Source organism: Conexibacter arvalis, assembly GCF_014199525.1.
GTDB classification, from domain to species: domain Bacteria; phylum Actinomycetota; class Thermoleophilia; order Solirubrobacterales; family Solirubrobacteraceae; genus Conexibacter; species Conexibacter arvalis.
On the sequence record NZ_JACHNU010000004.1, the window covers coordinates 63,374 to 90,200 of the forward strand.

At 73.2% G+C, this 26,827-nt stretch carries 28 protein-coding genes; 25 read left to right on the top strand and 3 right to left on the bottom strand.

The window, feature by feature from the left end:
• The first annotated feature begins 10 nt into the window (after positions 1-10).
• The 6 genes from rpoZ to BDZ31_RS14885 all read left to right on the top strand — a co-directional run bounded on the left by rpoZ (position 11) and on the right by BDZ31_RS14885 (position 6,697).
• Positions 11-238, top strand: coding sequence for a DNA-directed RNA polymerase subunit omega (gene rpoZ, locus BDZ31_RS14860; protein ID WP_221243089.1), 228 nt, complete (start codon positions 11-13; stop codon positions 236-238).
• Positions 239-266: 28 nt separating this feature from the next.
• Entirely contained in the window at positions 267-1,628 is a 1,362-nt protein-coding gene (locus tag BDZ31_RS14865; RefSeq protein WP_183343127.1) for a phosphopantothenoylcysteine decarboxylase domain-containing protein, read from the top strand.
• Entirely contained in the window at positions 1,582-2,550 is a 969-nt protein-coding gene (locus tag BDZ31_RS14870) for an AAA family ATPase (RefSeq protein ID WP_183343128.1), read from the top strand. The genes BDZ31_RS14865 and BDZ31_RS14870 overlap by 47 nt, the downstream gene beginning before the upstream one ends.
• A 2-nt stretch (positions 2,551-2,552) precedes the next feature.
• Positions 2,553-3,668: a DUF58 domain-containing protein gene (locus tag BDZ31_RS14875; RefSeq protein WP_183343129.1), complete on the top strand. Its 1,116-nt coding sequence runs from the start codon at positions 2,553-2,555 to the stop codon at positions 3,666-3,668.
• A gap of 142 nt (positions 3,669-3,810) precedes the next feature.
• Positions 3,811-6,135, top strand: a complete 2,325-nt coding sequence (locus tag BDZ31_RS14880; RefSeq protein ID WP_183343130.1) for a transglutaminase domain-containing protein — start codon at positions 3,811-3,813, stop codon at positions 6,133-6,135.
• A 166-nt stretch (positions 6,136-6,301) separates the two neighbouring features.
• Entirely contained in the window at positions 6,302-6,697 is a 396-nt protein-coding gene (locus BDZ31_RS14885) for a tetratricopeptide repeat protein (protein WP_183343131.1), read from the top strand.
• Here BDZ31_RS14885 and BDZ31_RS14890 read toward each other — a convergent pair.
• Complete coding sequence (locus BDZ31_RS14890; RefSeq protein ID WP_183343132.1) at positions 6,694-7,077, bottom strand: hypothetical protein; 384 nt, start codon at positions 7,075-7,077, stop codon at positions 6,694-6,696. The genes BDZ31_RS14885 and BDZ31_RS14890 overlap by 4 nt on opposite strands.
• Positions 7,078-7,254: 177 nt before the next feature.
• On the opposite strand from BDZ31_RS14890, the gene BDZ31_RS14895 reads away from it, so the two are divergent.
• The 19 genes from BDZ31_RS14895 to BDZ31_RS14985 all read left to right on the top strand — a co-directional run bounded on the left by BDZ31_RS14895 (position 7,255) and on the right by BDZ31_RS14985 (position 24,668).
• Complete coding sequence (locus BDZ31_RS14895) at positions 7,255-7,674, top strand: ribosome maturation factor RimP (protein ID WP_183343133.1); 420 nt, start codon at positions 7,255-7,257, stop codon at positions 7,672-7,674.
• A gap of 5 nt (positions 7,675-7,679) precedes the next feature.
• On the top strand, positions 7,680-9,158 hold the full coding sequence (nusA, locus tag BDZ31_RS14900) for a transcription termination factor NusA (RefSeq protein ID WP_183343134.1): 1,479 nt from the start codon (positions 7,680-7,682) through the stop codon (positions 9,156-9,158).
• Positions 9,155-9,481 carry a DUF448 domain-containing protein gene (locus tag BDZ31_RS26045; RefSeq protein ID WP_183343452.1) on the top strand — a complete coding sequence of 109 codons (327 nt, stop codon included), beginning with the start codon at positions 9,155-9,157 and terminating at the stop codon, positions 9,479-9,481. Before nusA ends, BDZ31_RS26045 begins: the two co-directional genes overlap by 4 nt.
• Positions 9,478-11,898 (top strand): translation initiation factor IF-2, encoded by a 2,421-nt coding sequence (gene infB / locus BDZ31_RS14910; RefSeq protein WP_183343135.1) that lies wholly within the window; start codon positions 9,478-9,480, stop codon positions 11,896-11,898. Before BDZ31_RS26045 ends, infB begins: the two co-directional genes overlap by 4 nt.
• Positions 11,898-12,212, top strand: a complete 315-nt coding sequence (locus BDZ31_RS14915) for a DUF503 domain-containing protein (RefSeq protein WP_183343136.1) — start codon at positions 11,898-11,900, stop codon at positions 12,210-12,212. The genes infB and BDZ31_RS14915 overlap by 1 nt, the downstream gene beginning before the upstream one ends.
• 34 nt (positions 12,213-12,246) lie before the next feature.
• A complete protein-coding gene (gene rbfA / locus BDZ31_RS14920; protein WP_221243090.1) occupies positions 12,247-12,594 on the top strand; it encodes a 30S ribosome-binding factor RbfA in 348 nt (115 codons plus the stop codon).
• Positions 12,591-13,595, top strand: coding sequence for a DHH family phosphoesterase (locus BDZ31_RS14925; RefSeq protein ID WP_183343137.1), 1,005 nt, complete (start codon positions 12,591-12,593; stop codon positions 13,593-13,595). Before rbfA ends, BDZ31_RS14925 begins: the two co-directional genes overlap by 4 nt.
• 10 nt (positions 13,596-13,605) lie before the next feature.
• Complete coding sequence (gene truB / locus BDZ31_RS14930) at positions 13,606-14,436, top strand: tRNA pseudouridine(55) synthase TruB (protein ID WP_343075595.1); 831 nt, start codon at positions 13,606-13,608, stop codon at positions 14,434-14,436.
• A 39-nt stretch (positions 14,437-14,475) separates the two neighbouring features.
• Positions 14,476-15,387: a bifunctional riboflavin kinase/FAD synthetase gene (locus tag BDZ31_RS14935; protein ID WP_183343138.1), complete on the top strand. Its 912-nt coding sequence runs from the start codon at positions 14,476-14,478 to the stop codon at positions 15,385-15,387.
• The gene (rpsO, locus tag BDZ31_RS14940; protein ID WP_183343139.1) at positions 15,384-15,656 is read left to right on the top strand and encodes a 30S ribosomal protein S15; all 273 of its coding nucleotides are present in this window, start codon (positions 15,384-15,386) and stop codon (positions 15,654-15,656) included. Before BDZ31_RS14935 ends, rpsO begins: the two co-directional genes overlap by 4 nt.
• Positions 15,653-16,105: a redoxin domain-containing protein gene (locus BDZ31_RS14945; protein ID WP_183343140.1), complete on the top strand. Its 453-nt coding sequence runs from the start codon at positions 15,653-15,655 to the stop codon at positions 16,103-16,105. Before rpsO ends, BDZ31_RS14945 begins: the two co-directional genes overlap by 4 nt.
• Positions 16,106-16,183: 78 nt before the next feature.
• On the top strand, positions 16,184-16,684 hold the full coding sequence (locus BDZ31_RS14950) for a DsbA family protein (RefSeq protein ID WP_183343141.1): 501 nt from the start codon (positions 16,184-16,186) through the stop codon (positions 16,682-16,684).
• Positions 16,685-16,850: 166 nt separating this feature from the next.
• Positions 16,851-19,133: a polyribonucleotide nucleotidyltransferase gene (locus BDZ31_RS14955; protein WP_183343142.1), complete on the top strand. Its 2,283-nt coding sequence runs from the start codon at positions 16,851-16,853 to the stop codon at positions 19,131-19,133.
• 75 nt (positions 19,134-19,208) lie between these two features.
• Positions 19,209-20,489, top strand: a complete 1,281-nt coding sequence (locus BDZ31_RS14960; protein ID WP_183343143.1) for a M16 family metallopeptidase — start codon at positions 19,209-19,211, stop codon at positions 20,487-20,489.
• A gap of 2 nt (positions 20,490-20,491) precedes the next feature.
• Positions 20,492-21,157 carry a 4-hydroxy-tetrahydrodipicolinate reductase gene (locus BDZ31_RS14965; protein WP_183343144.1) on the top strand — a complete coding sequence of 222 codons (666 nt, stop codon included), beginning with the start codon at positions 20,492-20,494 and terminating at the stop codon, positions 21,155-21,157.
• 125 nt (positions 21,158-21,282) lie between these two features.
• Positions 21,283-21,669, top strand: a complete 387-nt coding sequence (locus tag BDZ31_RS14970; protein ID WP_183343145.1) for a hypothetical protein — start codon at positions 21,283-21,285, stop codon at positions 21,667-21,669.
• A gap of 44 nt (positions 21,670-21,713) precedes the next feature.
• Positions 21,714-22,040, top strand: coding sequence for a hypothetical protein (locus BDZ31_RS14975; protein WP_183343146.1), 327 nt, complete (start codon positions 21,714-21,716; stop codon positions 22,038-22,040).
• A gap of 11 nt (positions 22,041-22,051) precedes the next feature.
• A complete protein-coding gene (gene dapA, locus BDZ31_RS14980; RefSeq protein ID WP_183343147.1) occupies positions 22,052-22,915 on the top strand; it encodes a 4-hydroxy-tetrahydrodipicolinate synthase in 864 nt (287 codons plus the stop codon).
• Between the two features lie 82 nt (positions 22,916-22,997).
• A complete protein-coding gene (locus BDZ31_RS14985) occupies positions 22,998-24,668 on the top strand; it encodes a ribonuclease J (RefSeq protein ID WP_183343148.1) in 1,671 nt (556 codons plus the stop codon).
• A gap of 41 nt (positions 24,669-24,709) precedes the next feature.
• On the opposite strand, the gene BDZ31_RS25040 is transcribed toward BDZ31_RS14985, so the two are convergent.
• Positions 24,710-26,173, bottom strand: coding sequence for an ATP-binding protein (locus BDZ31_RS25040; RefSeq protein WP_183343149.1), 1,464 nt, complete (start codon positions 26,171-26,173; stop codon positions 24,710-24,712).
• A complete protein-coding gene (locus BDZ31_RS14995) occupies positions 26,115-26,804 on the bottom strand; it encodes a response regulator transcription factor (RefSeq protein WP_183343150.1) in 690 nt (229 codons plus the stop codon). Before BDZ31_RS14995 ends, BDZ31_RS25040 begins: the two co-directional genes overlap by 59 nt.
• Positions 26,805-26,827 lie beyond the last annotated feature (23 nt).

Genomic DNA, 26,827 nt, shown 5'->3' on the forward strand with positions numbered 1-26,827 from the left:
AGGCACGTTCTTGATCTCTCCCCGCATCGATCGCCTGCTCCAGCACGTCGACTCCGACTACGCGAGCGTCGTCGTCGCCGCCAAGCGCGCGCGGCAGATCAACAGCTACTACCACAACCTCGGCGAGGGGACCTTCGACGAGTTCCCGCCCCCGATGGTCGAGACGCGCTCGAAGAACTACCTGACGATCGCGCTCGAGGAAGTCGCCGACGGCAAGATCAAGTACCACTACCGCTAGGTCGCGGCAGGCGGGCTGAGGAGGCGACGTGGCGCGGATCCTGCTCGGCGTCAGCGGCGGGATCGCCGCCTACAAGGCGCTCGAGCTCGTCCGCCTCGCGACGAAGGCGGGCCACAGCGTCCGCGTCGTCCAGACCCCGACGAGCGAGCGCTTCGTCGGGGTCGCCTCGTTCGAGGCGATCACCGGCGCGCCGGTGCTGAGGAGCGAGTTCGAGCCCGACCCCGCCCGCGGCGCCTTCCCGGGCGACCCGCAGCCCGAGCACGAGCCGATCAGCCACCTGGCGCTCGTCCTCAACGCCGACCTCTACCTGATCGCGCCGGCCTCGGCGAACACGATCGCCAAGCTCGCCCACGGGCTCGCCGACAACCTGCTGAGCAGCGCCGCGCTCGCCGCCCGCTGCCCGCTGCTGGTCGCTCCGGCGATGAACGACGCGATGTACGAGCACGCCGCGACGCAGGCCAACCTCGCGACGCTGCGCGAGCGCGGCGTGCGCGTGATCGACCCCGGCGTCGGGTCGCTCGCCTCCAAGGGCGAGCACGGCGTCGGCCGCCTCGCCGAGCCGGCCGAGCTGCTCGCCGTCTGCGAGGAGGTGCTCGCCGGGCGCACCGCGACCGCCGGCGCGCCTGCGGCCGGGACGGATTCGGCCGTGCGAGGCCCGGCGGCCGCCCCGGCGCCCGACCGCGACCTCGACGGCCTGCGCGTGCTCGTCACCGCCGGCGGCACGCGCGAGCCGATCGACTCGGTCCGCTACGTCGGCAACCGCTCCTCGGGGCGGATGGGCTTCGCGCTCGCCGAGCGGGCCGCCCGCCGCGGCGCGGAGGTGACGGTGCTCGCCGCCAACGTCGCGCTCCCGCGCGCCGACGGCGTCGCCTACCGCGACGTCGAGACCGCCGCCGAGCTGGCCGACGCCTGCGCCGCGGCTTTCCCGGCCTGCGACGTGCTGCTGATGGCCGCCGCGGTCGCCGACTTCCGGCCGGTCGACCCGCCCGACGGGAAGATCAAGAAGGACGCGGACGCCCCGGACACGATCAGGCTGGAGCGGACGCCCGACATCCTCGGCGGCCTCGCCGAACGGCGCACCGCCGCGCAGACGGTCGTCGGCTTCGCCGCCGAGCACGGCGACGGCGCGCTCGCCTACGCGCGCGGCAAGCGCGAGCGCAAGCGGCTCGACGCGATCGTCGTCAACGACATCTCGCGCCCCGACATCGGCTTCGACGCGCGCGAGAACGAGGTGACGGTCGTCACCGCCGAGCGGGAGCTGGCGCTGCCGTTCGCGCCGAAGGAGGAGATCGCCGACGCGATCCTCGACGAGGTCGTGCGCCTGCGCGCGAGAGGAGGGAGCGATGGAGCCAGTGGACCAGCTGCCGCCGGTCGCGCCGCACGAGTGTGAGGCCGCGGCGGCGACCGCCCGCCGCATCGCCGAGAACGTCCGCTCCGCCGTGCAGGTGCAGGGGCGGACGCTCGAGCACGTGCTGGTCGCGCTGATCGCCGAGGGCCACGTGCTTATGGAGGACTATCCCGGCGTCGGCAAGACGGCGCTGGCGCGCGCGCTCGCGCGCTCGGTCGACTGCCAGTTCGCGCGGATCCAATGCACCGCCGACCTGCTCCCGGCCGACGTCGCCGGCACCAACGTCTACAACCAGCGCGAGGGCCGCTTCGAGTTCCGGCCGGGGCCGGTCTTCGCCAACGTCGTGATCGTCGACGAGATCAACCGCGCCTCGCCGCGGACCCAGTCTGGCCTGCTCGAGTGCATGCAGGAGCGGCGCGTCACCGTCGACGTCCACACGCATGAGCTGGCGCGCCCGTTCCTCGTGCTGGCGACGCAGAACCCGGTCGAGTACGAGGGCACCTACCCGCTGCCCGAGGCGCAGGTCGACCGCTTCATGGTCCGCGTCTCGCTCGGCTACCCCGACCTCGACCACGAGGTCGCGATGCTCGGCGACCACGGCATGGGCGACAGGGTCGAGCTGCTGGAGCCGGTCGTGACCGCGGCCGACGTGCTCGCCGCGCAGGAGGTCGCGACGCGCGTCCAGGCCTCCCAGCCGCTGCGCGAGTACCTCGTGCGCCTGCTCGCCCGCACGCGCGAGGACGCGCGCGTCGACCTCGGCGCCAGCCCGCGCGCCGGCCTGATGCTGCTGCGGGCCGCGAAGGCGCGCGCGATGCTCTACGGCCGCGGCCACGTCGAGCCCGACGACGTCCAGGCGCTCGCCCGCCCGGTGCTCGCCCACCGACTCGTGCTCGCGCCCGACGCGGTCGGCGTCGGCGCGGCGGCGGTCGTCGCGGACGCGATCGCGGCGGTGCCCGCGCTGTAGCGATGCGCTCGGCCGCCGGCATCGCGCTGCTGGGGCTCGTGCTGGTGGCGTGCGGCGGGCTCTTCGACGCCGCGCCGCTCTACGTCCCCGGCGTCGGCTTCCTCGCGCTCGGGCTGCTCGCGCCGGCGTGGGTCGCGCTGGCGGCCCGCGGCGCGACCGTCGAGCGCGAGCTCGACGCGCGCCACGTCGTCGAGGAGCAGCCGGTGCCGATCCGGCTGTCGGTGCGCTCGGCGCGGGTCGCGCCGCCGCTGCCGGTCGCGGTCGTCGAGGATCCGCTGCTGGAGGCGTCGCTGCGGCTGCCGACGACGGCGCGCTCCCACCGCTTCACCGCCGTCGCGCGCTTCCCGCGGCGGGGGAGGGTGCGCGTCGCGCCGCCGGCGCTCGCGCTCGGCGACCCGCTCGAGCTGTGCCGGCGGCGGGTGCGGGGGAGGGGCGAGCGGGAGCTGCTCGTGCTGCCGCGCACCAGCCCCGTCTCGTTCGCGCCGGGGCAGGGCGCCGACGGCCGTCGCGACGGCGGCGCGAGCGCGCTGCTCGGCGCGACGGCGACCGAGGTCGACGGCGTGCGGCCCTACCGCGAGGGGACGCCGGCCGCCCGGATCCACTGGCCGACGCTGGCGCGCGGCGCCGGCCTGATGGAGCGGCGGCTGCGGATCGAGTCCGACGCCCGGCCGCTGGTCGTGCTCGACGCCCGCGGCGCCGCCTCGCGCGACGCGCTCGACATGGCCGTGCGGGCCGCCGCGTCGCTGACGCTCGCCTTCGCCCGCTCGGGCGGCAGCGCGCTGCTGCTCCCGGGCGAGCGGCGCCCGAGCGCGATCGAGGAGGACCTTGGCGGCTGGCCGGCCGCGCACGTCCGGCTCGCGCTCGTCGAGGGCGGCGACGACTGCCCGGCTCCGGCGCTCGGCGGCGCCGGTCACCGCACCGGCCCGCTCGTCTACGTCGCCGCGCGCACCGTCGAGCGGCTGCCCGCCGCGGTCCGGGCCGCGGCGCGGGCGGAGACGCTGCTCGTCGTGCCCGGCCGCCTCGACGCGCGCGAGCCGGTGCTCGCCGTCGCCGGCTGCCGCGGCTACCGCGTCGCGTCGCGACCGCCGCGCGCCGGCGCGGGGGAGGCGGGCCGATGAGCCGCGCCGCCGCACGCGCGGTCGCCGCCGCACGCCCGCCCGCCGCCGCACGCCCGCCCGCCGCCGCACGCGCGGCCGCCGCCGCACGCCCGCTCGCCGCCGCACGCGCGGCCGCCGCCCGCACCGCTCCCCGGAGCGCGCGATGAGCGCGACCGCGCCTCCCGCGCCGTCACCACCGGCGACACCGCCGACACCGGCCCCCCCGCCGCCGCACGGCGACGGGCGCCGGGCGCTGCCGCTGCTGTCGCCGCCGCTGGCGCGCGTGCTGACGCTGGCGGCGCTCGGCAGCTGGGCCGCGATCCGCTGGGGGACGCTGGTCGAGCCCGGCGGCGCCGGGCGGATGCTGCTGCTGCTCGTGCTCGCGCTCGCGACCGGCCTCGCCGTCGCGCAGCTGTCGCTGCTGCCGCCGCTGCTGCAGGCGCCGGCCGCCGTCGCGGTCGTGGTCGGCTGGGCCGCGACGAGCGTGCTCGCCGCCGGGGCACCGGCCTCCGGCGTGCTCGACCCGGCCCACTGGGACGACCTGGCCGCCGGGCTCCAGCAGGGGATCGACGCGCTTCCGCAGGTGCTCGTGCCGTACTCCAGAGCGGCGATCTGGCCGCGGATCGCGATCCTGCTCGGCGGCGCCCTGCTGCTCGCGCTCGGCTGCGTGCTGGCGCTCTCCCCGGGCCGCCACGGGACGCCCTTCCGCGGCCGCGCGCCGTTCGGCGGCGGGCTGCGCCTGCGGCTCGCCGCGGCGGTCCCGCTGACGACCGCCGCCGTCCTGCCGACGGCGATCATGGAGCCGGCGGCGCCGGTGGAGGAGGGGCTGCTGCTGTTCGCGCTGCTCGCCGGCTTCCTGTGGCTGGAGCGGCTGCCGCGCGTGCAGCTGCCGGGCGCGCTGGCGCTGGTCGTCGTCGCCGCGCTCGCCGGCGCGCTCGCGACCGGGCCGCTCGACCGCGACGAGCCGTGGGTCGACGTGCAGGCGCTCGTCGAGGGCCTCGACAGACCGCAGCCGGCGCGGTTCGACTGGTCGCAGCGGTACGGGCCGCTCGACTGGCCGCGCGACGGGCGCGAGGTGCTGCGCGTCCGCTCGTCGGAGCGGAGCTACTGGAAGGCGCGCAACCTCGACGGCTTCGACGGGATCCGCTGGACGTCGCTCCCGCTGCCGGCGCCGGCCGAGCCCGACGCGGAGCTGCCGTCGGAGGTCCTGCGCCAGCGCGATTGGCAGCACTCGATCGCCGTCGAGATCGGCGACTTCGCGACCTCCGAGGTCGTCGCGGCCGGCACGACGCTCCGCTTCCCGGGCGCCCCGGTCAACTTCCAGGCCGGCTCCAGCCCCGGCACGTGGATCGCGAACGAGCCGCTCGAGCGCGGCGACGCCTACACCGCCGAGGTCGTCGTGCCGAGACCGAGACGGGGCGAGCTGCGCGCCGCCGGCGCCGACTACCCGCAGGCGATCGCCGACCGCTACCTGACGGTCGGGCTGCCGCGGCGCGAGCCGAGCGGCGCCAGACGGCTGCGGCCGGGGACCAGCGCGGTGCGGGTCGCGCCGTTCGGCAGCAGCTCGCCGCCCGCGGTCCGGCAGCAGCTCCGCCTGAGCCCCTACGCCGGGGTCGACGTGCTCGCGCGGCAGCTCGGCGACGGCGCCGCCTCGCCGTACGAGCTGGTCCAGCGGGTGCTCGCCCACCTGCGCAGCGACGCCTTCACCTACAGCGAGGAGCCGCCGCGGCGCCAGCTGCCGCTGGAGGCCTTCCTGTTCCGCGACAGGCTCGGCTACTGCCAGCAGTTCGCCGGCGCGGCGGCGCTGCTGCTGCGTCTCGGCGGCGTCCCCGCGCGCGTCGCGGCCGGCTTCACCGGCGGCACGCCGGAGCAGCGCGGCAGAGCGACCGAATACGTCGTGCGCGACTACGACGCGCACGCCTGGATCGAGGTGTGGTTCCCCCGCGTCGGGTGGATCGAGTTCGACCCGACGCCGACGACCGCCCCGGCCCGCTCGCGCAGCACCAGCGTCACCGGCACGGCGCTTCCGCCGCAGAGAGCGCCGGCGCGCAGAGAGCTGCCCGCGCAGCCGGAGGGCGGAGCGCAGACGCCGGCGGCCGGCGCGGCCGCGGACGACGGCGGCTCCTTCCCGGTCGGGCTGGCGGCCGTGCTCGGCGCGCTCGCGCTCGCGGTCGGCCTCGCGCTCGCCCGGCTCCTGCGCCCGCTGCACGGCACCGACGCGCTGCTGGCCGAGCTGGAGCGGGCGCTGCGACGGACCGGCAGGCCGCCGGAGCCGCACGTCACGCTGCTGCAGCTGGAGCGCAGGCTCCACGACGCGCCCGACGCCGCGGCGTACGTGCGCGCGATCCGGCTGGCGCGCTTCGGCGACGGCGAGGCGGTGGTGACCGCGCGCCAGCGGCGGGCGCTGCGGGCGGAGCTGGCGCGCAACCTCGGCGCCGCCGGCAGGTTGCGCGCGCTGCTCGCGCTGCCGCCGCGGCGCGGCGGCTGACCGGCCCGCCGGGGCGCGGCGGCTCACCGACTCCGCCGCGGCGCAGCGGCTCACCGACTCCGCCCGCGCCCGCGCCGCCGCTGAAGCCGCGGCGCTCCGCGCTCGTCCCGCCCTCCCGCTGACCGCCCCGCGCGGGTGCCGCTGGGGCGGCGCCTACACTGGAGCGATGGCTGCCGACGTGTACCAGCTCTTCCACCGGGGGATGGCGCTGCTGGACGCGGGCGACTACCACCAGGCGACCGTCCCGCTGCGCAAGGCCCGCGACGCGGCCCCCGACAAGACCTCGGTGCGCGAGGCGCTCGGACGCGCCCTCTTCCACGTGCAGGAGTACGACGAGGCGGCGGCGGAGTTCGAGGCGGTCGTCGAGCGGGCGCCGACCAACGACTACGCGCTCTTCTGCCTCGGCCGCGCGCTGCAGCAGCTCGGCCGTCACGCGGAGGCCCGCCGCCCGCTCGCCCAGGCCGCCGGCCTGCGCCCCGACCGCAGGGACTACCGCAGATACCGCGACCGCTCCCGCGCCGCCGCCGGGAGAGGGCCCGGACGAGCCGAGCGCAGCCGCTAGTCCTCCTTGGCGCGGCCGGCGGCCTCGCGCGCCTGCACGACGCTGAGCACGAGCAGGCCGAGGAACGCGTCGAGCTGCGGCGGGTCGATCGCGGAGAGCGGCAGCTCGCCCTGGATCCAGACCTCGCCGTCGCGCGTGTGCGCGAAGCAGAGGTAGGGGATCTGGCGGTTCCAGCGCAGCAGGTCGTGGGGGTCGATCCGATCGGGCCCGATCACGTGCGCCTGGGCGCGGAAGAGGCCGTCGCGGATCGCGAGGCCGACGTCCAGCGGCCAGCCGGCGGCGTCGACGGTGATGCCCCATTCGGCGAAGGCGAGTCTGCGCGTCTCGCCCTCCAGCTCGGCGACGAATCGCTCGACGGTCGTGCGTGGATCTCTGCTCATCTGGCCCGGGAACGATACGGGTCGCGCGCAAAGGGACGTGCATTGCAGCGGATTCGCGGCGGTCGAGATGCAGCGGTGCTAACCTGGGCGCACAGCTTTCTGCGCCGGGCCCTGCCCGGCGGCCGTTCCGAAAGTGGGCGCTCGCCCACTTTTTTTTATGAAGGAGGTGAACACGCGATGAGCAGAATCCAAGCCGAGATCGAAGCGACGCTGCAGCAGGCCGAGCCCGATGTCGAGGTGGTGCTCGCGGAGGTGCTCGGCGGCAAGACCGTGCGCCTGTTCATCGACCATCCGGACGGCGTCTCGCTCGACCTCTGCGAGCGGGTCACCCACCACTTGAACAGCGTGCGCGAGCGCTATGCGCTGGAGGTCTCCTCGCCTGGCGGCGACCGCCCGCTGACGAAGCCCGACCACTTCCGGCGCTTCCTCGGCCGGCGGGCGCGCGTGCGCACCCGCGGCTCCCACGGCGGCCAGGGCTCGTTCACCGGCGAGCTCGTCGGCGCCACCGACTCCGAGATCACGATCGCCGCCGAGAGCGGCGTCGTCTCGATCCCCTACACCGAAATCAAACGGTCCAACCTCGTCCCAGGAGAGTAAGCAGCATGTCGAAAGAGATCCTGGATGCCGTCCGTGGACTCGCGGCCGAGAAGAACATCTCGAGCGAGAAGCTCATGGTCGCGCTCGAGGACGCCCTCCTGTCCGCTTACAAGAAGCAGCCGGGCGCGGCGCCCTACGCGCAGGTCGAGATGGACCGCGAGAGCGGCGACTTCACCGTCTGGGAGCTGAAGATCCCCGAGGACCTCGAGGACCAGCTCATCACCGAGCAGGAGGAGCTGATCGCCGCCGAGTTCTCCGGCGTCGACCCCGAGACCGGCGAGCAGCGCCAGCTGCCCGAGCCCGAGCTCGACTTCGAGAAGCTCGCCGAGTACGAGGATCAGATCGAGCGCGTCGACGTGACGCCCGAGGACTTCGGCCGGATCGCCGCGCAGACCGCCAAGCAGGTGATCCTGCAGCGGATCCGCGAGGCCGAGCGCGACATGATGTTCGAGGAGTACCGCGACCGCGTCGGCGAGCTGATCACCGGCATCGTCCAGCAGTCCGACTCCCGCTACACGCTCGTGCAGCTGCGCGAGCGCGTCGAGGCGCTGCTGCCGAAGTCCGAGCAGGTCGACGGCGAGCGCTACGACCACTCGCAGCGGATCAAGGCCGTGATCAAGGACGTCTCGGCCTCGACGAAGGGCCCGAGCATCATCGTCTCGCGCCGCGACCCGGAGCTGATCAAGGCGCTGTTCGAGCTCGAGGTGCCCGAGATCGCCGACGGCCTCGTCGAGATCACCAACGTCGCCCGCGAGCCCGGCTACCGCTCGAAGATCGCGGTCGTCTCGCATGCCGACGGCGTCGACCCGGTCGGCGCCTGCGTCGGCCCGCGCGGCTCGCGCGTGCGGATGGTCGTCTCCGAGCTGCGCGGCGAGAAGATCGACATCATCCCCTACAACGACGAGCCGGCCCGCTTCGTCGCGAAGGCGCTGTCGCCGGCGCGCGTGCGCGAGGTGCTCGTCGACGACGACGGCAAGCAGGCGACGGTGATCGTCCCCGACGACCAGCTGTCGCTCGCGATCGGCCGCGAGGGCCAGAACGCGCGCCTCGCCGCGCGCCTGACCGGCTGGCGGATCGACATCCGCTCCGAGACCGAGTTCGCCTCCGAGGAGGCCGAGGGCGGCTACGAGGAGGAAGAGGTCCAGGGCGGGCGCTGCGCCGCGATCCTCGCCAACGGCCGCCGCTGCCCGAACGCGGCGCTGCCCGGCTCGCGCTACTGCGGCCTCGAGACCCACCAGGCGCTGGCCGAGATCGACGGCGACGAGGTCGCCGCCCTGACCGGCGGCGCGGCCGACGCGGTCGCCGAGGAGGAGGCCGAGCTCGAGCAGGAGGCCGAGCTGGTCGACGAGGGCGAGTACGCCGAGGAGGAGGCCTACGAGGACGAGGCCGCCGGCGACGCGGAGACCTACGAGCAGGAGGGCTACGACGAGCAGCCCGAGGATGAGGCGGCGGGCGACGAGCCCGCGGAGGAGACCGCCTCATAACGGGCGGGGAGCCAACCCGGCGCTGTGTCGGCTGCGGCCGCACGGCGCCGAGACGCTCCCTGCAGCGCTACGTCGTCCGCGACGGAGCGCTCGTCGTCGATCCCGCCGGCCGGCTGTCCGGCCGCGGGGCCTACACCCACCGCGCGCCCGACTGCTACGAGCTGGCGCGCACGCGCGGAGGCTTCAACCGCGCCTTCCGCCGGGCCGTGAGAGCGCCGGCCGCGCCACCGGCATGGGCCGCGCCAGACGCGCCCCCGCCGAGCCCGCGGCGACAGGCCGCACAGCTCGATTCTTCAGAGAACGTACACTTGGATACTGCATGAGCAAGAAGCGCGTCAGCGACATCGCAAAAGAGCACGGGATCTCCGCGGGCCATCTGATCGCCACGCTGAGAGCTGCCGGCATCAACGCGCCCGTCCCGTCGGCCACCGTCGACGAGGACGCCGCGACCAGAGTGCTCGGCGCCCAGGGCATCAAGCGCAAGGCGGCCAGACCGACGGCCGGCACCTACCGCGACAGAAACGCGCCCGAGAGACCGAGACCGAGAATCGCCCCGCGCGCCCGCGCGGCGCAGCGCCCCGCCGGCGGCGGTCCGGCGCGCCCCGGCGCGCCCGGTCAGCGTCAGGGCGGCCCCGGCCAGCGTCAGGGCGGTCCCGGCGGCCGCGGACCCGGCGGTCCACGCCAGGGCGGCCCCGGCGGTCAGCGTCAGGGCGGCCCCGGCCAGCGCCAGGGCGGTCCCGGCGGCCGCGGCGACCAGCGCGGCAACGGCCAGCCGCCGGAGCCGCAGAGACGCGCGACGCGCGACTCGATGCCCGGCGCCGGCGCCGGCGGCGGCGGTCGCCGCCGCGTCGTGATCGACTCGCAGGCCTCGCGCCGCTCGCCCGGCGGCGGCGGCCCCCAGAACCAGCCGCCGCGCCGTCAGCGCCGGGGCCGGCGTCGCCGTGGCACCTACGAAGAGCCGGCGCCGCTGGAGACGAGAGTCAACACCGGTCCCGCGCACGTCAGAGTGCCGTCGGGCTCGACCGTCAGAGACGTCGCCGAGTACCTCGACATCCCGGTCCCCGAGATCATCAAGAAGCTGATGCAGCTCGGCGAGATGGCGACGCTGACGCAGACGCTCTCCGACGACGCCGTCGAGATGCTCGCTGACGAGTTCGGCAAGACGGCCGAGATCGTCCGCGCCGCCGACGACGTCGACGCCGAGCCGGTCTTCGAGGATGCCGAGGACCAGCTGGTCGAGCGGGCCCCGGTCGTCACGATCATGGGTCACGTCGACCACGGCAAGACGTCGCTGCTCGACGCGGTCCGCCAGACCGAGGTCGCGGCCGGCGAGGCCGGCGGCATCACGCAGCACATCGGCGCCTACCAGGTCCATCACTCCGACAGAACGGTCACCTTCCTCGACACGCCGGGCCACGAGGCGTTCACCGCCATGCGAGCCCGCGGCGCGAAGGTCACCGACATCGCCGTGATCGTGGTCGCCGCCGACGACGGCGTGAAGCCGCAGACGCAGGAGGCGGTCGACCACGCGAAGGCCGCGAGAGTGCCGATCCTCGTCGCCGTCAACAAGATCGACAAGGAGGGCGCGCAGCCCGAGCGGGTCCGCACCGAGATGACCTCGCTCGGCCTGCAGCCGGTCGAGTGGGGCGGCGAGACCGAGTTCGTCGACGTCTCGGCGAAGACGAAGAGAGGCCTCGAGGACCTGCTCGACACGATCCTCGTCATGTCCGAGGTCGAGGAGCTCAGAGCGAACCCGAACGCCGAGGCGTCGGGCGTCGTCGTCGAGTCGAAGCTCGACCCGGGCCGCGGCGCGGTCTGCACCGTGCTGATCCAGCGCGGCACGCTGAGAGTCGGCGACGCGCTCGTCGCGGGCCAGCACTGGGGCAAGGTGCGGGCGATGAACGACTTCAAGGGCGAGCGCGTCAAGAAGGCCGAGCCCGGCGAGCCGGTCGAGATCCTTGGCTTCGACTCCGTCCCGGAGGCCGGCGAGTTCGTGCGCGTCGTCGAGAACGACCGCAAGGCACGCCAGCTGGCGGGCGAGCGGGCCAACCGCCTCAAGACCGAGGCGCTCGCGCGCCGCTCCGGCAAGCGCGTCACGCTCGAGGACATCTTCAAGAGCGAGCTGAAGGAGCTCAACATCGTCCTCAAGTCGGACGTCGCCGGTTCGCTGGAGGCGATCGACGACGAGATCGCGAAGCTGCCGCAGAGCGAGATCCAGGTCAACGTCGTCCACCGCGGCGTCGGCGGCGTCAACGAGTCGGACGTGATGCTCGCGGCCGCCTCCGACGGCGTCGTGCTCGGCTTCAACGTCCGCCCGGTCGGCGACGCGGCGAGAGTTGCCGACCGCGAGGGCGTCGAGATCCGCTCCTACTCGGTCATCTACCGCGCGATCGAGGACCTGCGGGCGGCGATGGAGGGCATGCTCGAGCCCGAGGAGGTCGAGGACCAGATCGCGACGATCGAGGTCCGCGCGATCTTCCGCGCCTCGAGAATCGGCACGATCGCCGGCTCCTACGTCACCGACGGCAGAGTCACGCGCGGCGCGAAGGTCCGCCTCGTGCGCGACGGCACGGTCGTCTACGACGGCGAGATCGCCTCGCTGAAGCGCTTCAACGAGGACGTCAGAGAGGTCGCCTCGGGCTTCGAGTGCGGCATCGTGCTGAGAGACTTCGCCGACGTCAAGGAAGGCGACGTGATGGAGGCGTACACCACGCGCAAGGTCGAGCGCGAGCTGGCCTGATGACAGGCGGCTTCGTCGCCGTGCTCGTGGTCGACGTCCACTTCCCGGAGGCGGGGAGCTTGAAGGGCAAGCGCAAGGAGCTGTCGTCGCTCAAGACGCAGCTCCGCCAGCGCCTCCATTGCGCGGTCTCCGAGACCGCGCACCAGGATCTGTGGCAGCGAGCCGAGCTGACCGTCGCGCTGACGGGCGGCTCGCTGCCGGCGCTGGAGTCGGCCGCCGACGGCGTCGAGCGGTGGCTGGAGGAGCGCCTGCCGCAGGGGGTCAGCGTCGAGCGTCACATCCGCTCGGTGGGTGACCTGCGCGGCGGTGAGTGAACAGTGAGAACGTGGATGCGGAGCGACGGTTAGGATGAGCGGCAGTCGGATTCGTCGTGTCGACGAGGCGGTGCGCGCCGTTCTCAGCGACGCCATCACGCAGGAACTGAAGGACCCGCGCGTCGGGTTCGTGACCGTGACCGCCGTGAGAACAAGCTCAGACCTCCGCCACTGCCGCGTCTACGTGAGCATCCTTGGAGACGAGGAGACGCGCAGCGCCGGCCTGGAGGGGCTGCGCTCGGCCCAGGGCTTCCTGCAGCGCAGAGTCGCGCAGGCGGTGCGGATGAAGTACACGCCGGAGATCACCTTCGCCTACGACGACTCGGTCGACAGAGGGATGCGGATCAACGAGCTGCTGAGAGAAGCCGGGGAGGGCGAGTGACCGGTCCGGTCGCCAACGGCAAGCGCGCGACGCGCGCGCAGGTGCTCGACGAGATCCGCGGCGCCGAGAAGTTCCTGCTCGGCACCCACGAGCACCCCGACGGCGACGCGCTCGGCTCGCTCGTCGCGATGCACCAGATCCTCGTCGCGCACGGCAAGGACTCGATCATGTTCATGGACGCCGACGAGTTCCCGCTGCCGTACGAGTACCGCTTCTTCTCGCTCGACGGCCTCGTCAGCGTGCCGCCGCCCGACATCGAGGAGCGCACGATCGTGCTGCTCGACTGCGGCAACATCGACCGCAACCCGGCCGACGCGCTCAAGTTCGAGGGCGCGCACATCCTCAACGTCGACCACCACCACGACAACACTCACTTCGGGACGGTCAACCACGTCGTGCCGGAGGCGTCGTGCACGGCCGAGATCGTCTGGGACCTGATGCGCGGCCTCGGCGTCGAGCCGACGACCTCGATCGCCGAGGCGCTCTACGTCGGCCTCGTCACCGACACCGGCAAGTTCATGTACGAGAACACCGGCACGCGCGCCCACGTGATGGCGGCGGAGCTGATCGACGCCGGCGTCGACGTCCACGACATCTACCGGCGGATCTACGAGGGGATCCCGTACGGCAAGCTGGCGCTGCTGGCGCGCGGCCTCTCCAACGTCGAGCGCTACGACGGCGGCCGCCTGACCGCCACGCGGCTGACGCTGGAGGACTTCCGCGAGACCGGCGCGGAGGAGAACTACTCCGAGGGCGTGATCGACCAGCTCCGCTCGGTCGAGGGGACGGCCGTCGCGGCGATGGTCCGCGACCGCCTCGGCCCCGGCCAGGAGGGCAAGCGCAAGGTCTCCCTGCGCGCCGCCGACGAGCGGGTCGACGTCTCCGTCATAGCCCGCGCCCAGGGCGGCGGCGGCCACCGCCAGGCGGCCGGCTTCACGACGACGCTGTCGTGGGAGGAGCTGATCGCCTTCCTGCGCGTCGAAGTCGACGCGCAGCTGTAGGAGCGCCCGCGTGAGCGGTGCCACCCCGATCGACGGGGTCATCCTCTACGACAAGCCCCGCGACATCTCGTCGCACGACGTCGTCTACCGCGTGCGGCGGGCGCTGCCGCGCAGGACGAGAGTCGGCCACGCCGGCACGCTCGACCCGTTCGCGACCGGCCTGCTGCTCGTGCTCGTCGGCCGCGGCACGCGCGCGCAGCGCTTCCTGATGGGGCTGGAGAAGACCTACGAGACGATCGCCCGCTTCGGCGCCGTCTCGACCACCGGCGACAGCGAGGGCGAGATCGCGGAGACCGGCCGCGTGCCTGCCGGCGACCTCGCATTGCCGACCGGGCTCGTGCGCCAGCGGCCGCCGGCCTACTCGGCGCTGAGAGTCGACGGCGAGCGCGCGTACGCCCGCGCCCGCCGCGGCGAGCAGGTCGAGCTGCCCGAGCGCGAGGTGACCGTCCACGCCTTCGACGAGCTGTGGCGCGACGGCGACCGGCGGGCCTTCGCGATCCGCTGCTCGTCGGGCACCTACGTGCGCAGCCTCGTCGCCGACCTCGGCGACGCCTACTGCGAGGAGCTGCGCCGCACCGCGATCGGCCCGTTCGACGTCGCCGACGCCGACCCCGAGCGGATCGTGCCGCTCGACGAGGCGCTGGCGCGGATCATGCCGTCGGTCCGCCTCGAGGGAGATCTCGCGCGCAGAGCCTCCCACGGCGTCGCCGTGCCCGGGAGCGGGGAGGAGGAGGGGCCGGTCCGCCTGGTCGACGGCGAGGGCCTGATCGCGATCGCCGAGCCGCGCACCGGCCCCGACGGCGAGCCGACGCTCAAGCCGGTCGTCGGCCTGCGCGGGTGAAGCGCGCGCCCGGACGCTCGACCACTACTCTTCCGCGCCATGCAGATCACCTGGCTGCCCGACGTCGCGCCGCGGCCCCGGCGCGTCGCCGTCGGCGAGTTCGACGGGGTCCACCTCGGTCACCGCGCCGTCATCGCCGGAAGCGACACGGTCCTCACGTTCGAGCCCCATCCGCTCGCGGTCGTGCGACCGGAGGCGGCGCCGAAGCTGCTGACCAGCCTCGAGCTGAAGGCCGAGCTGGTCGCCTCGCTCGGCGTCGAGGAGCTGGTCGTGATCCCGTTCGACGACGCCTTCGCGCGCCAGAGCGCCGCGGCGTTCGTCGACGACGTGCTCGTCGGCAAGCTCGGCGCGACGCACGTCACCGTCGGCGAGAACTTCCGCTTCGGCCACGGCGCCAAGGGCGACACCGCGCTGCTGGGCGCCGACGAGCGCTTCCAGTCGCGCTTCGTCCCGCTCGTCGAGATCGAGGAGGAGATCGTCTCCTCCTCGCACGTGCGCGGCCTGGTGCTCGCCGGCGAGGTCGAGCACGCCAACCGCTTCCTCGGCTCGCCGTTCCGCATACGCGGGGTGGTCCAGCACGGGGAGAAGCGCGGTCGCCAGCTCGGCTTCCCGACCGCCAACCTCGAGCCCGACCCCGAGCTGGTCTGCCCAGGCAACGGCGTCTACGCGACGCGCGTGACGCTCGCCGACACCGGCGAGTCCTGGTGCGCGGCGACCAACGTCGGCGTCCGCCCGACCTTCGACAGCGGCCTCGGCCTGCTGATCGAGCCGTACCTGATCGACTACAGCGGCGACCTCTACGACCGCACGGTCACGGTCGAGTTCCTCAGCCGCCTGCGCGGCGAGCAGCGGTTCGACTCGGCCGAGGAGCTGATCGCGCAGATGCACCGCGACGTGGCGACGGCGCGTGCGGTCTGTGCGGGGGATTCTGCTACGCTGCCCGGCCGATGACGACCCTTACCAGCGAGCGCAAGCAAGAGCTGATCGCGAAGTACGGCAGAGACGAGAAGGACTCCGGTGCGACCGAGGTCCAGATCGCGATGCTGACGGAGCGGATCAACGATCTCACCGAGCACCTGCGCACCCACAAGAAGGACCACCACTCGCGCCGCGGCCTGCTCATGCTCGTCGGCCGGCGTCGCCGCTTCCTGAACTACCTCCAGCGCAGAGACCTCGACGGGTACCGCGCGCTCGTGAGAGAGCTCGGGCTGCGCAAGTGAGCGTCCTGCAGCCGGGCACCCCCGCGCCCGAGTTCACGCTCCAGCGCGAGGACGGCGGGAGCTTCACCCGCGACGACCTCAAGGGCAGAACGACCGTGCTGGTCTTCTACCCGTTCGCGTTCAGCCCGGTCTGCACGGACCAGCTCAACCTCTACGAAGAGGTGCTCGACCAGTTCGCCGCGCAGGGCGCCACGCTGTACGGCGTCTCCTGCGACTCCTCGTGGACGCAGAGAGCGTTCCGCGAGAAGCTCGGCGTGACGATCGAGCAGCTCTCCGACTTCGAGCCGAAGGGCGCCGCCTGCCGCGCCTTCGGCGTCCTCCACGAAGGCGGCTTCCCGCAGCGCGCGCTCGTGATCGTCGATCCCGAGGGCGTCGTCAAGTGGAGCTACCAGGCGCCCTCCCCGGGCGACCTGCCGGGCGCCAACCTCATCTTCGACGGCCTCGCGTAAAGCGGCGGCCTGCGGCCTTGCATTCCGCCGGAAGAACTCGCCCCGGGGGCTCGTTCTTCCAGACGCGGTGACCACGTGATGAGCGGCTTGCGCAGCGCGCCGCTTCCGCCGCCGCGCGGCGACGACCATCGCACCGGTCCCGCCGACCGGCCGCTGGCGATCGTCTATGCCGACTACGAGTGCCCCTACTGCGCGGTGCTCGAGCTGAGGCTGCGCGCGATCGGCGCGCAGCGGGTCTTCCGCCACTTCCCGGTCAGATCGAAGCACCCGCGCGCCTGGGCGGCCGCCGCGGCCGCCGAGGCGGCTGGGCTGCAGGGCCGCTTCTGGGAGATGCACGCGGCGCTGTTCGACGACCAGGGCCGGCTCGAGGACCCGCACCTGTGGGCGCGCGCCGAGCGGCTCGGCCTCGACGTCGACCGCTTCGACGCCGACCGCCGCTCCGACGCGGTCGCGGCGCGGGTCAGACGCGACTTCACCGACGGCGTCCGCGCCGGCGTCGTGACGACGCCGACGCTCTTCCTCGACGGCATCGCCCACCCCGGGCTGCCCGACGACGCGCTGCTCGACCGGCTCGCCTGAGCGGCGCCCCGCGCGGGGAACGGCCGCGCTCGCGTCAGGACGTCGACGGGCATCGAGGGATACGTCTGCGCTTTGCAGCGAGATCGCTACGATGACGGGGTTCGGATACAGAAAAGACGCAAAGCACTCCGCCGACCGACGGGCGGAGCAGAAGGGAACTACCCACATGTCTGACGCCGTTACGCGGCTTGCCGTGGAGATCGCCGGCAAGGAGATCTCGTTCGAGACCGGCCGCATGGCCAAGCAGGCCTCTGGCGCAGTCGTCGTCCGCTCGGGCGACACCATGGTGCTGTCGACCGCCACCGCGGGCAACCTCCGCGACGTCGACTTCCTGCCCCTCACGGTCGACGTCGAGGAGCGCATGTACGCCGCGGGCAAGATCCCCGGCTCGTTCTTCAAGCGCGAGGGCCGCGCCGGCGAGAAGGCGACGCTCGTCGCCCGCATGGTCGACCGCCCGATCCGCCCGCTGTTCCCGAAGGGCTGGCGCCGCGAGACCCAGCTCGTCACGCTGACGCTCTCGGTCGACCACGAGCACCCGTACGACATCCTCGCGATGAACGGCGCCTCGGCGGCGCTGATGGTCTCCGACATCCCGTTCCCGACGCCCGTCGGCGCGGTCCGCATCGGCAAGGTCGACGGCAACTTCGTCGTCAACCCCAACGAGGAGGACCTGCTCGAGAACACCGACCTCGACCTGATCGTCGCGGGCACCGAGGAGGCCATCCTGATGGTCGAGGCGGGCGCCAACGAGATCCCCGAGGCCGAGATCCTCGACGCGCTCGACATCGCCCACGACGCGATCAAGAAGCTCTGCGCGCTCCAGTGGGAGCTGGCCAAGCAGGCCGGCAAGGAGAAGGCCGAGGTCGAGGTCCCGCAGGTCGGCGCGAGACTGCTCAGACAGATCACGAGATCGTTCGGCAGAAAGCTCGACAGAGCGACCGCCGTCGTCGACAAGCTCGAGCGCCAGGAGGCGACGAAGGCCGTCGAGGAGGAGGTCTTCGCGAAGTTCGCCGCCGACGAGGAGGACGTCGAGCAGCGCCAGGCCGTCCAGCTCGCCTTCGACAAGCTCGAGAAGTCGATCATCCGCGAGCGGATCGCCGTCAAGAAGAAGCGCCCGGACGGCCGCAAGGCCGACGAGATCCGGCCGATCACGATCGAGGTCGGCGTCACGCCGCGCACGCACGGCTCCGCGCTCTTCACGCGCGGCCAGACGCAGGCGCTGTCGACCGCGGCCCTCGGCACGACGCGCGAGGAGATGCGCCTCGACACGCTCGGGCTCGAGACCAGAAAGTACTACTTCCACCACTACAACTTCCCGCCGTTCTCGGTCGGCGAGGCCGGCTTCATGCGCGGCCCCAAGCGCCGCGACATCGGCCACGGCGCGCTCGCCGAGCGGGCGCTCGTGCCGATGGTGCCGACGATCGAGGAGTTCCCGTACACGATCCGCGTCGTGTCCGACATCCTCGAGTCCAACGGCTCCTCCTCGATGGCGTCGGTCTGCGGCTCGTCGCTGTCGCTGATGGACGCCGGCGTCCCGCTCAAGCGCCCGGTCGCCGGCATCGCGATGGGCCTGATCAAGGAGGGCGACGACTACATCGTCCTCTCCGACATCGCCGGCATCGAGGACCACCTCGGCGACATGGACTTCAAGGTCGCCGGCACCTCGGAGGGCATCACCGCCCTCCAGATGGACATCAAGATCACCGGCGTCACCTTCGAGATCCTGCGCGACGCGCTCGCGCAGGCGAAGAAGGGCCGCGAGTTCATCCTCGGCAAGATGGCCGACGCGCTCGCCGCGCCGCGCGAGGAGCTGTCGAAGTGGGCGCCGCGAATCGCGACCGTCCAGATCGACCCCGAGAAGATCGGCCTGCTGATCGGCAAGGGCGGCGAGACGATCCGCGGCCTCTCGGAGGAGTTCGAGGCGCAGATCGACGTCAACGACGAGGGCCAGGTCCTCATCTACGCCCAGAACGGCGAGCTCGGCGACGCCCTCGCCGACCGCATCCGGTCGATGACCAAGGAGGTCGAGGTCGGCGACGAGTTCAACGGCAGAGTCGTCAAGACGACGACCTTCGGCGCCTTCGTCGAGCTGGCGAAGGGCACCGACGGCCTGCTGCACATCTCGAACATCTCCCCGGGCCAGCGCGTCGCGACGGTCGAGGAGGTCCTCAACAAGGGCGACGAGATCAAGGTCCGCGTCTTCGAGGTCGACCGCGAGCGCGGCCGCATCGGCCTGCGCCTCGCCGACGACCCGTCGGTCGCCGACAAGTCGGCCGACGAGCTGAAGGCGGCGGCAGCCGCCGGCGGCAACGGCGGCGGCGACCGCGGCGAGCGGGGCGAGCGGGGCGACCGCCCGCCGCGGGGCGAGCGCGGCGCCCGCCGCAGCCGTGACCGCGACGGCGGCGGCCGCGGCCGTCGCAGCCGCGACAGCGATCCCGACCGCGGCTGATCGTGCGTCGCATCGCGAGCTCCGCGGCTGCGCGCGCCGACCGCCGCTTCGGCGGAGCTGCGATGCGACGTGGACATGAGTGACCACCGGATCACCGAGCTGAGCTCGGGCGTGCGGATCGTGACGGAGGCGGTGCCCTCCGTCCGGTCCGTCTCGCTCGGCTACTGGATCGGGACCGGCTCGCGCGGCGAGAGCGACGCGCAGGCGGGGCTCTCGCACCTGATCGAGCACCTGCTCTTCAAGGGCACCGCGAAGTACAGATCGCTGGAGATCGACCAGATCTTCGACGGCATGGGCGCCGAGCTGAACGCCGGCACCGGCAAGGAGACGACCTCGGTCTACTCGCGCGTGATCGACGAGCACCTCGACCTCGCCTTCGACGTGATGAGCGACATGGTCTTCAGACCGGCGCTCGACGACGTCGACAGCGAGCGGGAGGTGATCCTCGAGGAGATCGCGATGTACGAGGACGACCCGCAGGACAAGGTCTTCGACGTGCTCGGCACCGCCGTCTTCGGCGACCACCCGCTCGGCCGCTCGATCATCGGCTCCGCCGACGTCGTCGCGGGCGCGCCGATCGACGCGATCCGCGCCTTCCACGACTCGCGCTACGTCGCCTCCAACGTCGTGATCGCGGCGGCGGGCGCGGTCGACCACGACCAGCTCGTCGAGTGGGCCTCCGGGCGCGTGCCGAACGGCGGTCGCAGCGCCGACGCGCCGCGGCCGAGCGCCGCGCCGGCGGCGCATGCCCCGCGCGCGCTGTTCGAGCGCAAGGAGACCGAGCAGTACCACGTCTGCCTCGGCGGCACCGGGATCGCGCGCGACGACGAGCGGCGATTCGCGCTGCGCGTGCTCGACACGATCTTCGGCGGGACCTCCTCGTCGCGCCTCTTCCAGGAGGTGCGCGAGCGGCGCGGGCTCGCCTACTCGGTCTACTCGTTCACCGCGCAGTTCTCCGACACCGGCCAGGTCGGCCTCTACGTCGGCACGCGCGGCGACAACCTCGCGCCGGCGATGGAGGTCGTCGCCAGAGAGCTGGAGCGGCTGCGCCGCGAACCGGCCTCGGCCGACGAGCTGGCGCGCGCGAAGGAGAACCTGAAGGGCCGCGTCGTGCTGTCGATGGAGTCGACCGGCGCGCGCATGAACAAGCTCGGCTCGGCGCTGCTGAACGACACGCCGCTGCTGTCGGTCGACGAGGTCGTCGAGCGGATCGACGCCGTCGCGCTCGACACGGTCGCCGAGCTGGCCGAGGAGCTGTTCGCGGTCGAGCGCCTGTCGACCGCCGGCATCGGCCCCGACGAGGACGTCTTCAGAGCGGCGCTGGGGCCGCTCTCACCACAACCAGCGAGGGCCTGACCTTGATCCGAGTCGCTGTCGCCGGCGCCGCCGGCCGCATGGGATCGACCGTCTGCGACGCCGTGAACGGCGCCGAGGACATGGAGCTGACCGGCCGCGCCGACCCGGCGCTCGGCACGACGCTCGCCGAGGTGCTGGGAGACGCCGAGGTCGTCGTCGACTTCACGCGGCCCGACACGGCGCTGCCGAACGCGCTCCAGTGCCTGGAGGCCGGCGTCCACGTCGTGATCGGCACGACCGGCTTCGACATCGAGCCGCTGCGCGAGGCGAGCGCCGCCTCCACTGCCAACGCCTTCTACGCTCCGAACTTCGCGATCGGCGCGGTGCTGATGATGAGATTCGCCGCCGAGGCCGCCAAGCACATGGCGAAGGCCGAGATCATCGAGCTGCACCACGACAGAAAGCTCGACAAGCCGTCCGGCACCGCCGCGCGCACCGCCGAGCTGATGGCCGCCGCGAGCGGGGGAGAGCAGCCGCCGATCCACTCGGTCCGCCTGCCGGGCATGGTCGCCAACCAGGAGGTCATCCTTGGCGACCTCGGCCAGACGCTGACGATCCGCCACGACACGATCGACCGCGTCTCGTTCATGCCCGGCGTGCTGCTGGCGGTCCGCAGGGTCGCCGCGATCGACTCCTCGCCGCTCGTCGGCCTCGAGCACTTCCTGTAGAGGCGCGCGCGGCCGGCGCGGCCGGCGAGTCGAGGGCCGCCGCGCGCCGCGGGGCGGTTGCCGCGGCACGGCCGACCCGGCTATCGTCCGCTTCTCTGTTCAGCGTGAGTCGGGGAAGGAGCGCAATGGCGGAGGTCACCCGCCACGTTCTCGTCGTCGCCGGTCGCACCGCCCTCTCGGATGCGCTGCGCGGCGCGCTGCTCGCGCGCGCCGCCGCGGGGCCGGCCGAGTTCACGCTGCTGCTGCCCGGCGACGGCGACGCCTGCGAGCGGGCGCGGCGGCTGGTCGACGCGGTCGAGCGGCTGAGGGGCGCCGGCCTCGACGTCGCCGGCCAGCTCGGCGACGCCGACCCGCTCGTCGCGGTGACGCAGGCGTGGGATCCCGGCGAGTTCGACGAGATCGTGCTCGCGACCCACCCGCCCGGCCGCTCGCGCTGGCTGGCGCGCGACCTCCCCGGCCGCATCGAGCGCGCGACCGGGGTCGCGGTGCGGCGGGTCGTCGCGGAGGGGTGAGGCGGCCGCTCGACGCGCCGCGCGCCCCGCTACGTTGGAGCGCGATGCTGATCGCCATCACCGACCACGCCGTCGAGCGCTTCCGCCAGCGCGTCGGCAGCCGCACCGGCGCGCTCGACCCCAGACCGGAGATCGCCGGCCGCGTGCGCCGGGCGTGGGAGGCCGGCCGCGTCAGCGAGCAGCCGCCGCCCGGCGCCAACGCCGCGCGCGGCTCCGTCTACGTCCGCGACCTGGTCGACCGCGACCTGCTGTTCGTCTGCCGCCGCGACCGCGCCGGCGGCGAGCTGGTCGTGATCTCGCTGTGGGAGGAGGGCCGCGTCGGCACCCCGCGCGTGCCGCGGCGCTTCACCGATGCGCTGCGCTTGCGATAATGCGAAGTCGCATGTCAGGGCTGGGATCGATCCTCACCGCGATGGTCACCCCGTTCGACGCGCAGCTGCGCGTCGACGAGGAGCAGACCGTCCGCCTCGCCGAACACCTCGTCTCGCACGGCTCCGACGGGCTCGTCGTCTGCGGGACCACCGGCGAGGCCACAACGCTCACCGACGATGAGCACCTCCGCGTCATCGAGCTGGTCATCGGCGCGATGAAGGGCAAGCCGGCGACCGTGATCGCCGGCGTCGGCTCCAACGACACGCGCCACGCGGTCCACCTGACCGAGCGCGCGACCGAGCTCGGCGCCGACGCGCTGCTGCACGTCACGCCCTACTACAACCGCCCGAACCGGCGCGGGATCGTCCGCCACTTCGAGGAGTGCGCGAAGGCGACCGACAAGCCGATCGTGCTCTACAACATCCCGGCGCGCACCGGCACCGACATGCCGAACGACCTGCTCGCCGAGCTGGCGCAGATCGACAACGTCGTCGCGGTCAAGCAGGCCAACCCCGACAACCTCGCGCCGGTCGACGGCCTCGAGATCTACGCCGGCAACGACGACATGCTCGCCGACGTGCTCGACATGGGCGGCGCCGGCGGCATCCTCGTCGCCAGCCACGTCGTCGGCGAGCAGATGCGGCGGATGGTCGACGAGCCCGACAGACGGCGCGAGATCGACGCGCGGCTCCACGAGGTCTACGCCGCGATGGGCGTCACGACCAACCCGATCCCGGTCAAGGCCGCGCTCAACCTGCTCGGCCACGACGTCGGCGGCCTGCGACTCCCGCTCGTCGAGGCCGACGAGCGCGAGACGGCCGTCGTCCGCACTGCCCTCGAACGGCTCGGTCTGCTCGCGACCGCCTCCGCGTGAGTGCGGAAGGCCGCGCCTTGACGGCTTGCCTTCCGGGCGAGCGCTCGCCAGGGGCTCCCGCCCGCGACCGCGAGGAGAATCGATGACGAACGGAACGCTCCGCGTCCTGCCGCTCGGCGGCCTGGGCGAGATCGGCAAGAACATGACGGTCGTCGAGTACGACGAGCGGATCGTCGTGGTCGACACCGGCCTGCGCTTCCCGACCGCCGAGCAGATGGGCATCGACCTCGTCCTGCCCGACTTCACCTACCTGCGCGGCCGCGTCTCCGACGTCGAGGCGATCGTCATCACGCACGGCCACGAGGACCATCTCGGCGCGCTGCCGTGGGTCCTGCGCGAGCTCGGCCTGGAGGACGCGCCGCCGGTCTACGGCGGCCCGCTCGCGATGGCGATGGCCCGCTCCAAGCTCGACGAGCACCGCATCAGAGACGTCGTCCTGGAGGACGTCCACGACGGCGAGACGATCGAGGCCGGACCGTTCGACATCGAGCTGATCCACATGACGCACTCGATCCCCGACTCGAACGCGGTCGCGATCACGACCGACCTGGGGACGGTGCTGCTGACCGGCGACTACAAGTTCGACCAGACGCCGGTCGACGGCCGGCCGGCCGACATGCAGCGGCTGGCCGAGCTCGGCAGAGAGGGCGTCCTGCTGCTGTGCGGCGACTCGACCAACGCCGACCGCGACGGCTACTCGCCGTCGGAGGCCGGCGTCGGCCCGCACCTGGAGGAGGTCTTCGGCCGCTGCGAGGGCCGGATCGTCGTGACGAGCTTCGCGTCGAACATCCATCGCGTCCAGCAGGTCGTCGACGCCGCCGCCGCGCTCAACCGCAAGGTCGCGCTGGTCGGCCGCTCGATGCGCAAGAACGTCAACATCGGCCGCTCGCTCGGGCACATCGACGTGCCGGAGGGGATGCTGATCCAGCCGCGCGAGATCGACGACTTCCCCGACCATCGGATCGTGATCATCTCGACCGGCTCCCAGGGCGAGCCGCTGTCGGCGCTGCGGCGGATGGCCCACAACGACCACCGCCAGGTGAAGCTGCACGAGGGCGACACGGTCGTCTTCTCCGCGACGCCGATCCCCGGCAACGAGCGGGCCGTCAACGAGACGATCGACCGGCTCTACCACATCGGCTGCGACGTCATCACGACCGCCGACGCGCCGGTCCACGCCTCCGGCCACGGCTATCGGGAGGAGCTGAAGCTGATGCTCAACCTGACGCGGCCGAGATACGTGCTGCCGGTCCACGGCGACTTCAAGCGCATCCACCTCCACGCGCAGCTGGCCGAGGCGGTCGGGATCGACCCGGACGCGATCTTCCAGGGCGAGAACGGCCTCCCGCTCGACATCGACGAGAGCGGCGCGCGCTGGGGCGACAAGGTCCAGTCGGGCATGATCTTCGTCGACGGCGTCGACATCGGCGACCCGGCCGACGTCGCGCTGCGCGACCGCAGGATGCTGTCGGCCGACGGCATCTTCATCGTCGTCGCGACGATCTCCGAGCAGGACGGCCAGTCGGTCGCCCCGCCCGAGGTGATCTTCCGCGGCGTCCCGTTCCTGGCGGAGGCAGACGACCTCGTCGAGGAGATCCGCGGCGCCGTCGAGGAGTCGCTCGACCAGGCGGCTCGCGACAGCGTCCGCGAGGTCGACCTGCTCCAGCAGCAGCTGCACGACGACCTCGCCGCCTTCGTCTACGACCGCCTCAAGCGCCGCCCGATGGTGCTGCCGGTCGTCGTCGAGGTCTGAGCCGCCGCCTCAGCGAACCGCCCTCGCGCCGCCGGCCGCGCTCAGGCGACCGGCGCGTGCTGGGGCATCGGCAGCGCCGGCAGGCGGACGGTGAAGCGGGCGCCGCCGCCGGGGGCGTCGTCGACGGCGACGTCGCCGCCGTGCGAGACCGCCACCGCGCGGACGATCGAGAGGCCGAGGCCCGAGCCGCCGCCCTTGCCGCCGCCGTCGCCCGCCCCGCGCACGAACCGCTCGAACAGCCGGGCGCGCAGCTCCGGCGGGATGCCGGGGCCATCGTCCTGGACCGTCAGCACGACGTGGCCCTCGTCGTCGGCGCCGAGCGCCGCGTGGACGTGCGTCCCGGGCGGGGTGTGGCGCAGCGCGTTCTCGATCAGGTTGAGCGCGAGCCGGTGAAGCTCGTCGCGGGCGCCGGAGACGACCGCGGCCGCGCCGGGCGGGCCGACGTCGACCGACAGCTCGTGCCCGTCGCGCGCCGCCAGCGGCTCCAGCTCGGCCGCGACGTCGAAGAGGATCTGCGCGAGGTCGGTCGGATGGTGGGGGACGACGCGGCCGGCGTCGGCGCGCGCCAGCAGCAGCAGGTCGGCGACCAGTCTGCGCATCCGGCGGGAGGAGCGCAGCGCGGAGGCGGCGGCGTCGCGCTCGTCGCCCTCCAGCGTCTCCTCGAGCAGCTCGAGGTTGGCGAGCACGCTCGTCAGCGGCGTGCGCAGCTCGTGCGAGGCGTCGGCGACGAACTCGCGCTGGCGCTCGAGCATCGCCTCGGTCTCGCTCTGCGCCGCGTCGAGCGCCTCCAGCATCCCGTCGAGCGTCCGCGCCAGCTCGGCGACCTCGTCGTCGGCCTCCGGCATCGGCAGGTGGCGGCTCGGGTCGCGCGTGCGGGCGATCTCACGCGCGGTCGCGGTCAGCTCCTGCACCGGCGCCATCGCGCGCCGCGCGACCAGCAGGCCGGCGGCGAGCGCCAGCGCCGTGCCGCCGAGCACGCCGAGCGCGAGGAAGACGCGCACCTTCGCGGCGGTCGCCTTCGTCGCCGACAGCGGCCGCGCGTACAGCAGGATCCCCGTGCCGATCGGGTGGATCTGGACCTGGCGCGCCTCGACGCGATAGCCGCCCTCGTCGCGCGGATAGGAGCCCTCGTGCGGGACCAGCGCTCTCTCCAGCGAGCTGCCGAAGACGCACATCTGCTGGCGGTTGGTGAGGTCGTAGACGGCGACCTTGGCGCCCTCGCCGCTGGAGAGGTCGCCGAGCTTGCCGCAGGAGGCCGAGAAGCCGTCGTCGCTGTAGCGGACGTCGGCGCGTTCGGCGAGGTACTGGGCCGTTCTGCGGACCGAGTCGTTGAACTGGATCTCGATCTGGCGCGTCGTCAGGAAGCCGACGATGATCGCGAAGCCGCAGAGGATCACGAACGTGAGCGCCGCCGACCCGCCGGCGAGGCGCCAGCGGGTCGGGACCCTACGGTACGCGGAGGACGTAGCCTGCGCCGCGGATCGTATGGAGGAGTCGAGGCTCACCGTCCGCTTCCAGCTTCCGTCGCAGGTTGGAGACGAACACCTCGATCGTGTTCGTCGTCGAGAAGGGGTCGTAGCCCCACACCTCGTCCAGCAGCCGCTGGCGCGAGATCACGATCCGCTCGTTGCGCATCAGGTACTCGAGCAGCTCGAACTCGCGCTGCGTCAGCTCGATCGAGCGCTCGCCGCGGTGGACCTCGTGCGTGTCGGGGTTGAGGCGCAGGTCCCCGACGGTCAGCGGCGCCGAGCCGCGCGGCGGGCGGCGGCGCAGCAGCGCGCGCAGCCGCGCCAGCAGCTCCTGGCGCTCGAACGGCTTGACGAGGTAGTCGTCGGCGCCGGCGTCGAGCCCCTCGACGCGCGATTCCAGCGCGTCGCGCGCGGTCAGCATCAGGATCGGCACGTCGTCGCCTCTGCGCAGCGTCTTCGCCACGTCGATCCCGTCGAGCTTCGGCAGGCCGAGGTCGAGGATCACGAGGTCCGGCAGGAAGGAGTGCGCCTCGTCGAGCGCGCTGACGCCGTCCCCGGCGGTGCGCACGTCATAGCCCTCCATCCGCAGCGAGCGCTGGAGGACCTGGGCGATCTCGTCGTCGTCCTCGACGACGAGCACGCGGGCAGGGCGGGCGTAGTCGCTCATGAGGTTCGATGGTAGTGGGGAAA

Excerpts from the sequence above, each read along its gene's own strand:
- BDZ31_RS14970 (WP_183343145.1), top strand. The coding sequence starts at position 21,283 with ATGGCGGAGGTCACCCGCCACGTTCTCGTCGTCGCCGGTCGCACCGCC.
- dapA (WP_183343147.1), top strand. The coding sequence starts at position 22,052 with ATGTCAGGGCTGGGATCGATCCTCACCGCGATGGTCACCCCGTTCGAC.
- BDZ31_RS14960 (WP_183343143.1), top strand. The coding sequence starts at position 19,209 with ATGAGTGACCACCGGATCACCGAGCTGAGCTCGGGCGTGCGGATCGTG.
- BDZ31_RS14890 (WP_183343132.1), bottom strand. The coding sequence starts at position 7,077 with ATGAGCAGAGATCCACGCACGACCGTCGAGCGATTCGTCGCCGAGCTG.
- nusA (WP_183343134.1), top strand. The coding sequence starts at position 7,680 with ATGTCGAAAGAGATCCTGGATGCCGTCCGTGGACTCGCGGCCGAGAAG.
- BDZ31_RS14950 (WP_183343141.1), top strand. The coding sequence starts at position 16,184 with ATGAGCGGCTTGCGCAGCGCGCCGCTTCCGCCGCCGCGCGGCGACGAC.
- infB (WP_183343135.1), top strand. The coding sequence starts at position 9,478 with ATGAGCAAGAAGCGCGTCAGCGACATCGCAAAAGAGCACGGGATCTCC.
- BDZ31_RS14995 (WP_183343150.1), bottom strand. The coding sequence starts at position 26,804 with ATGAGCGACTACGCCCGCCCTGCCCGCGTGCTCGTCGTCGAGGACGAC.
- BDZ31_RS14870 (WP_183343128.1), top strand. The coding sequence starts at position 1,582 with ATGGAGCCAGTGGACCAGCTGCCGCCGGTCGCGCCGCACGAGTGTGAG.
- BDZ31_RS14885 (WP_183343131.1), top strand. The coding sequence starts at position 6,302 with ATGGCTGCCGACGTGTACCAGCTCTTCCACCGGGGGATGGCGCTGCTG.
- BDZ31_RS14880 (WP_183343130.1), top strand. The coding sequence starts at position 3,811 with ATGAGCGCGACCGCGCCTCCCGCGCCGTCACCACCGGCGACACCGCCG.
- BDZ31_RS14915 (WP_183343136.1), top strand. The coding sequence starts at position 11,898 with ATGACAGGCGGCTTCGTCGCCGTGCTCGTGGTCGACGTCCACTTCCCG.
- BDZ31_RS14895 (WP_183343133.1), top strand. The coding sequence starts at position 7,255 with ATGAGCAGAATCCAAGCCGAGATCGAAGCGACGCTGCAGCAGGCCGAG.
- BDZ31_RS14985 (WP_183343148.1), top strand. The coding sequence starts at position 22,998 with ATGACGAACGGAACGCTCCGCGTCCTGCCGCTCGGCGGCCTGGGCGAG.
- BDZ31_RS14875 (WP_183343129.1), top strand. The coding sequence starts at position 2,553 with ATGCGCTCGGCCGCCGGCATCGCGCTGCTGGGGCTCGTGCTGGTGGCG.
- BDZ31_RS14975 (WP_183343146.1), top strand. The coding sequence starts at position 21,714 with ATGCTGATCGCCATCACCGACCACGCCGTCGAGCGCTTCCGCCAGCGC.
- rbfA (WP_221243090.1), top strand. The coding sequence starts at position 12,247 with ATGAGCGGCAGTCGGATTCGTCGTGTCGACGAGGCGGTGCGCGCCGTT.
- BDZ31_RS14935 (WP_183343138.1), top strand. The coding sequence starts at position 14,476 with ATGCAGATCACCTGGCTGCCCGACGTCGCGCCGCGGCCCCGGCGCGTC.
- BDZ31_RS14955 (WP_183343142.1), top strand. The coding sequence starts at position 16,851 with ATGTCTGACGCCGTTACGCGGCTTGCCGTGGAGATCGCCGGCAAGGAG.
- rpsO (WP_183343139.1), top strand. The coding sequence starts at position 15,384 with ATGACGACCCTTACCAGCGAGCGCAAGCAAGAGCTGATCGCGAAGTAC.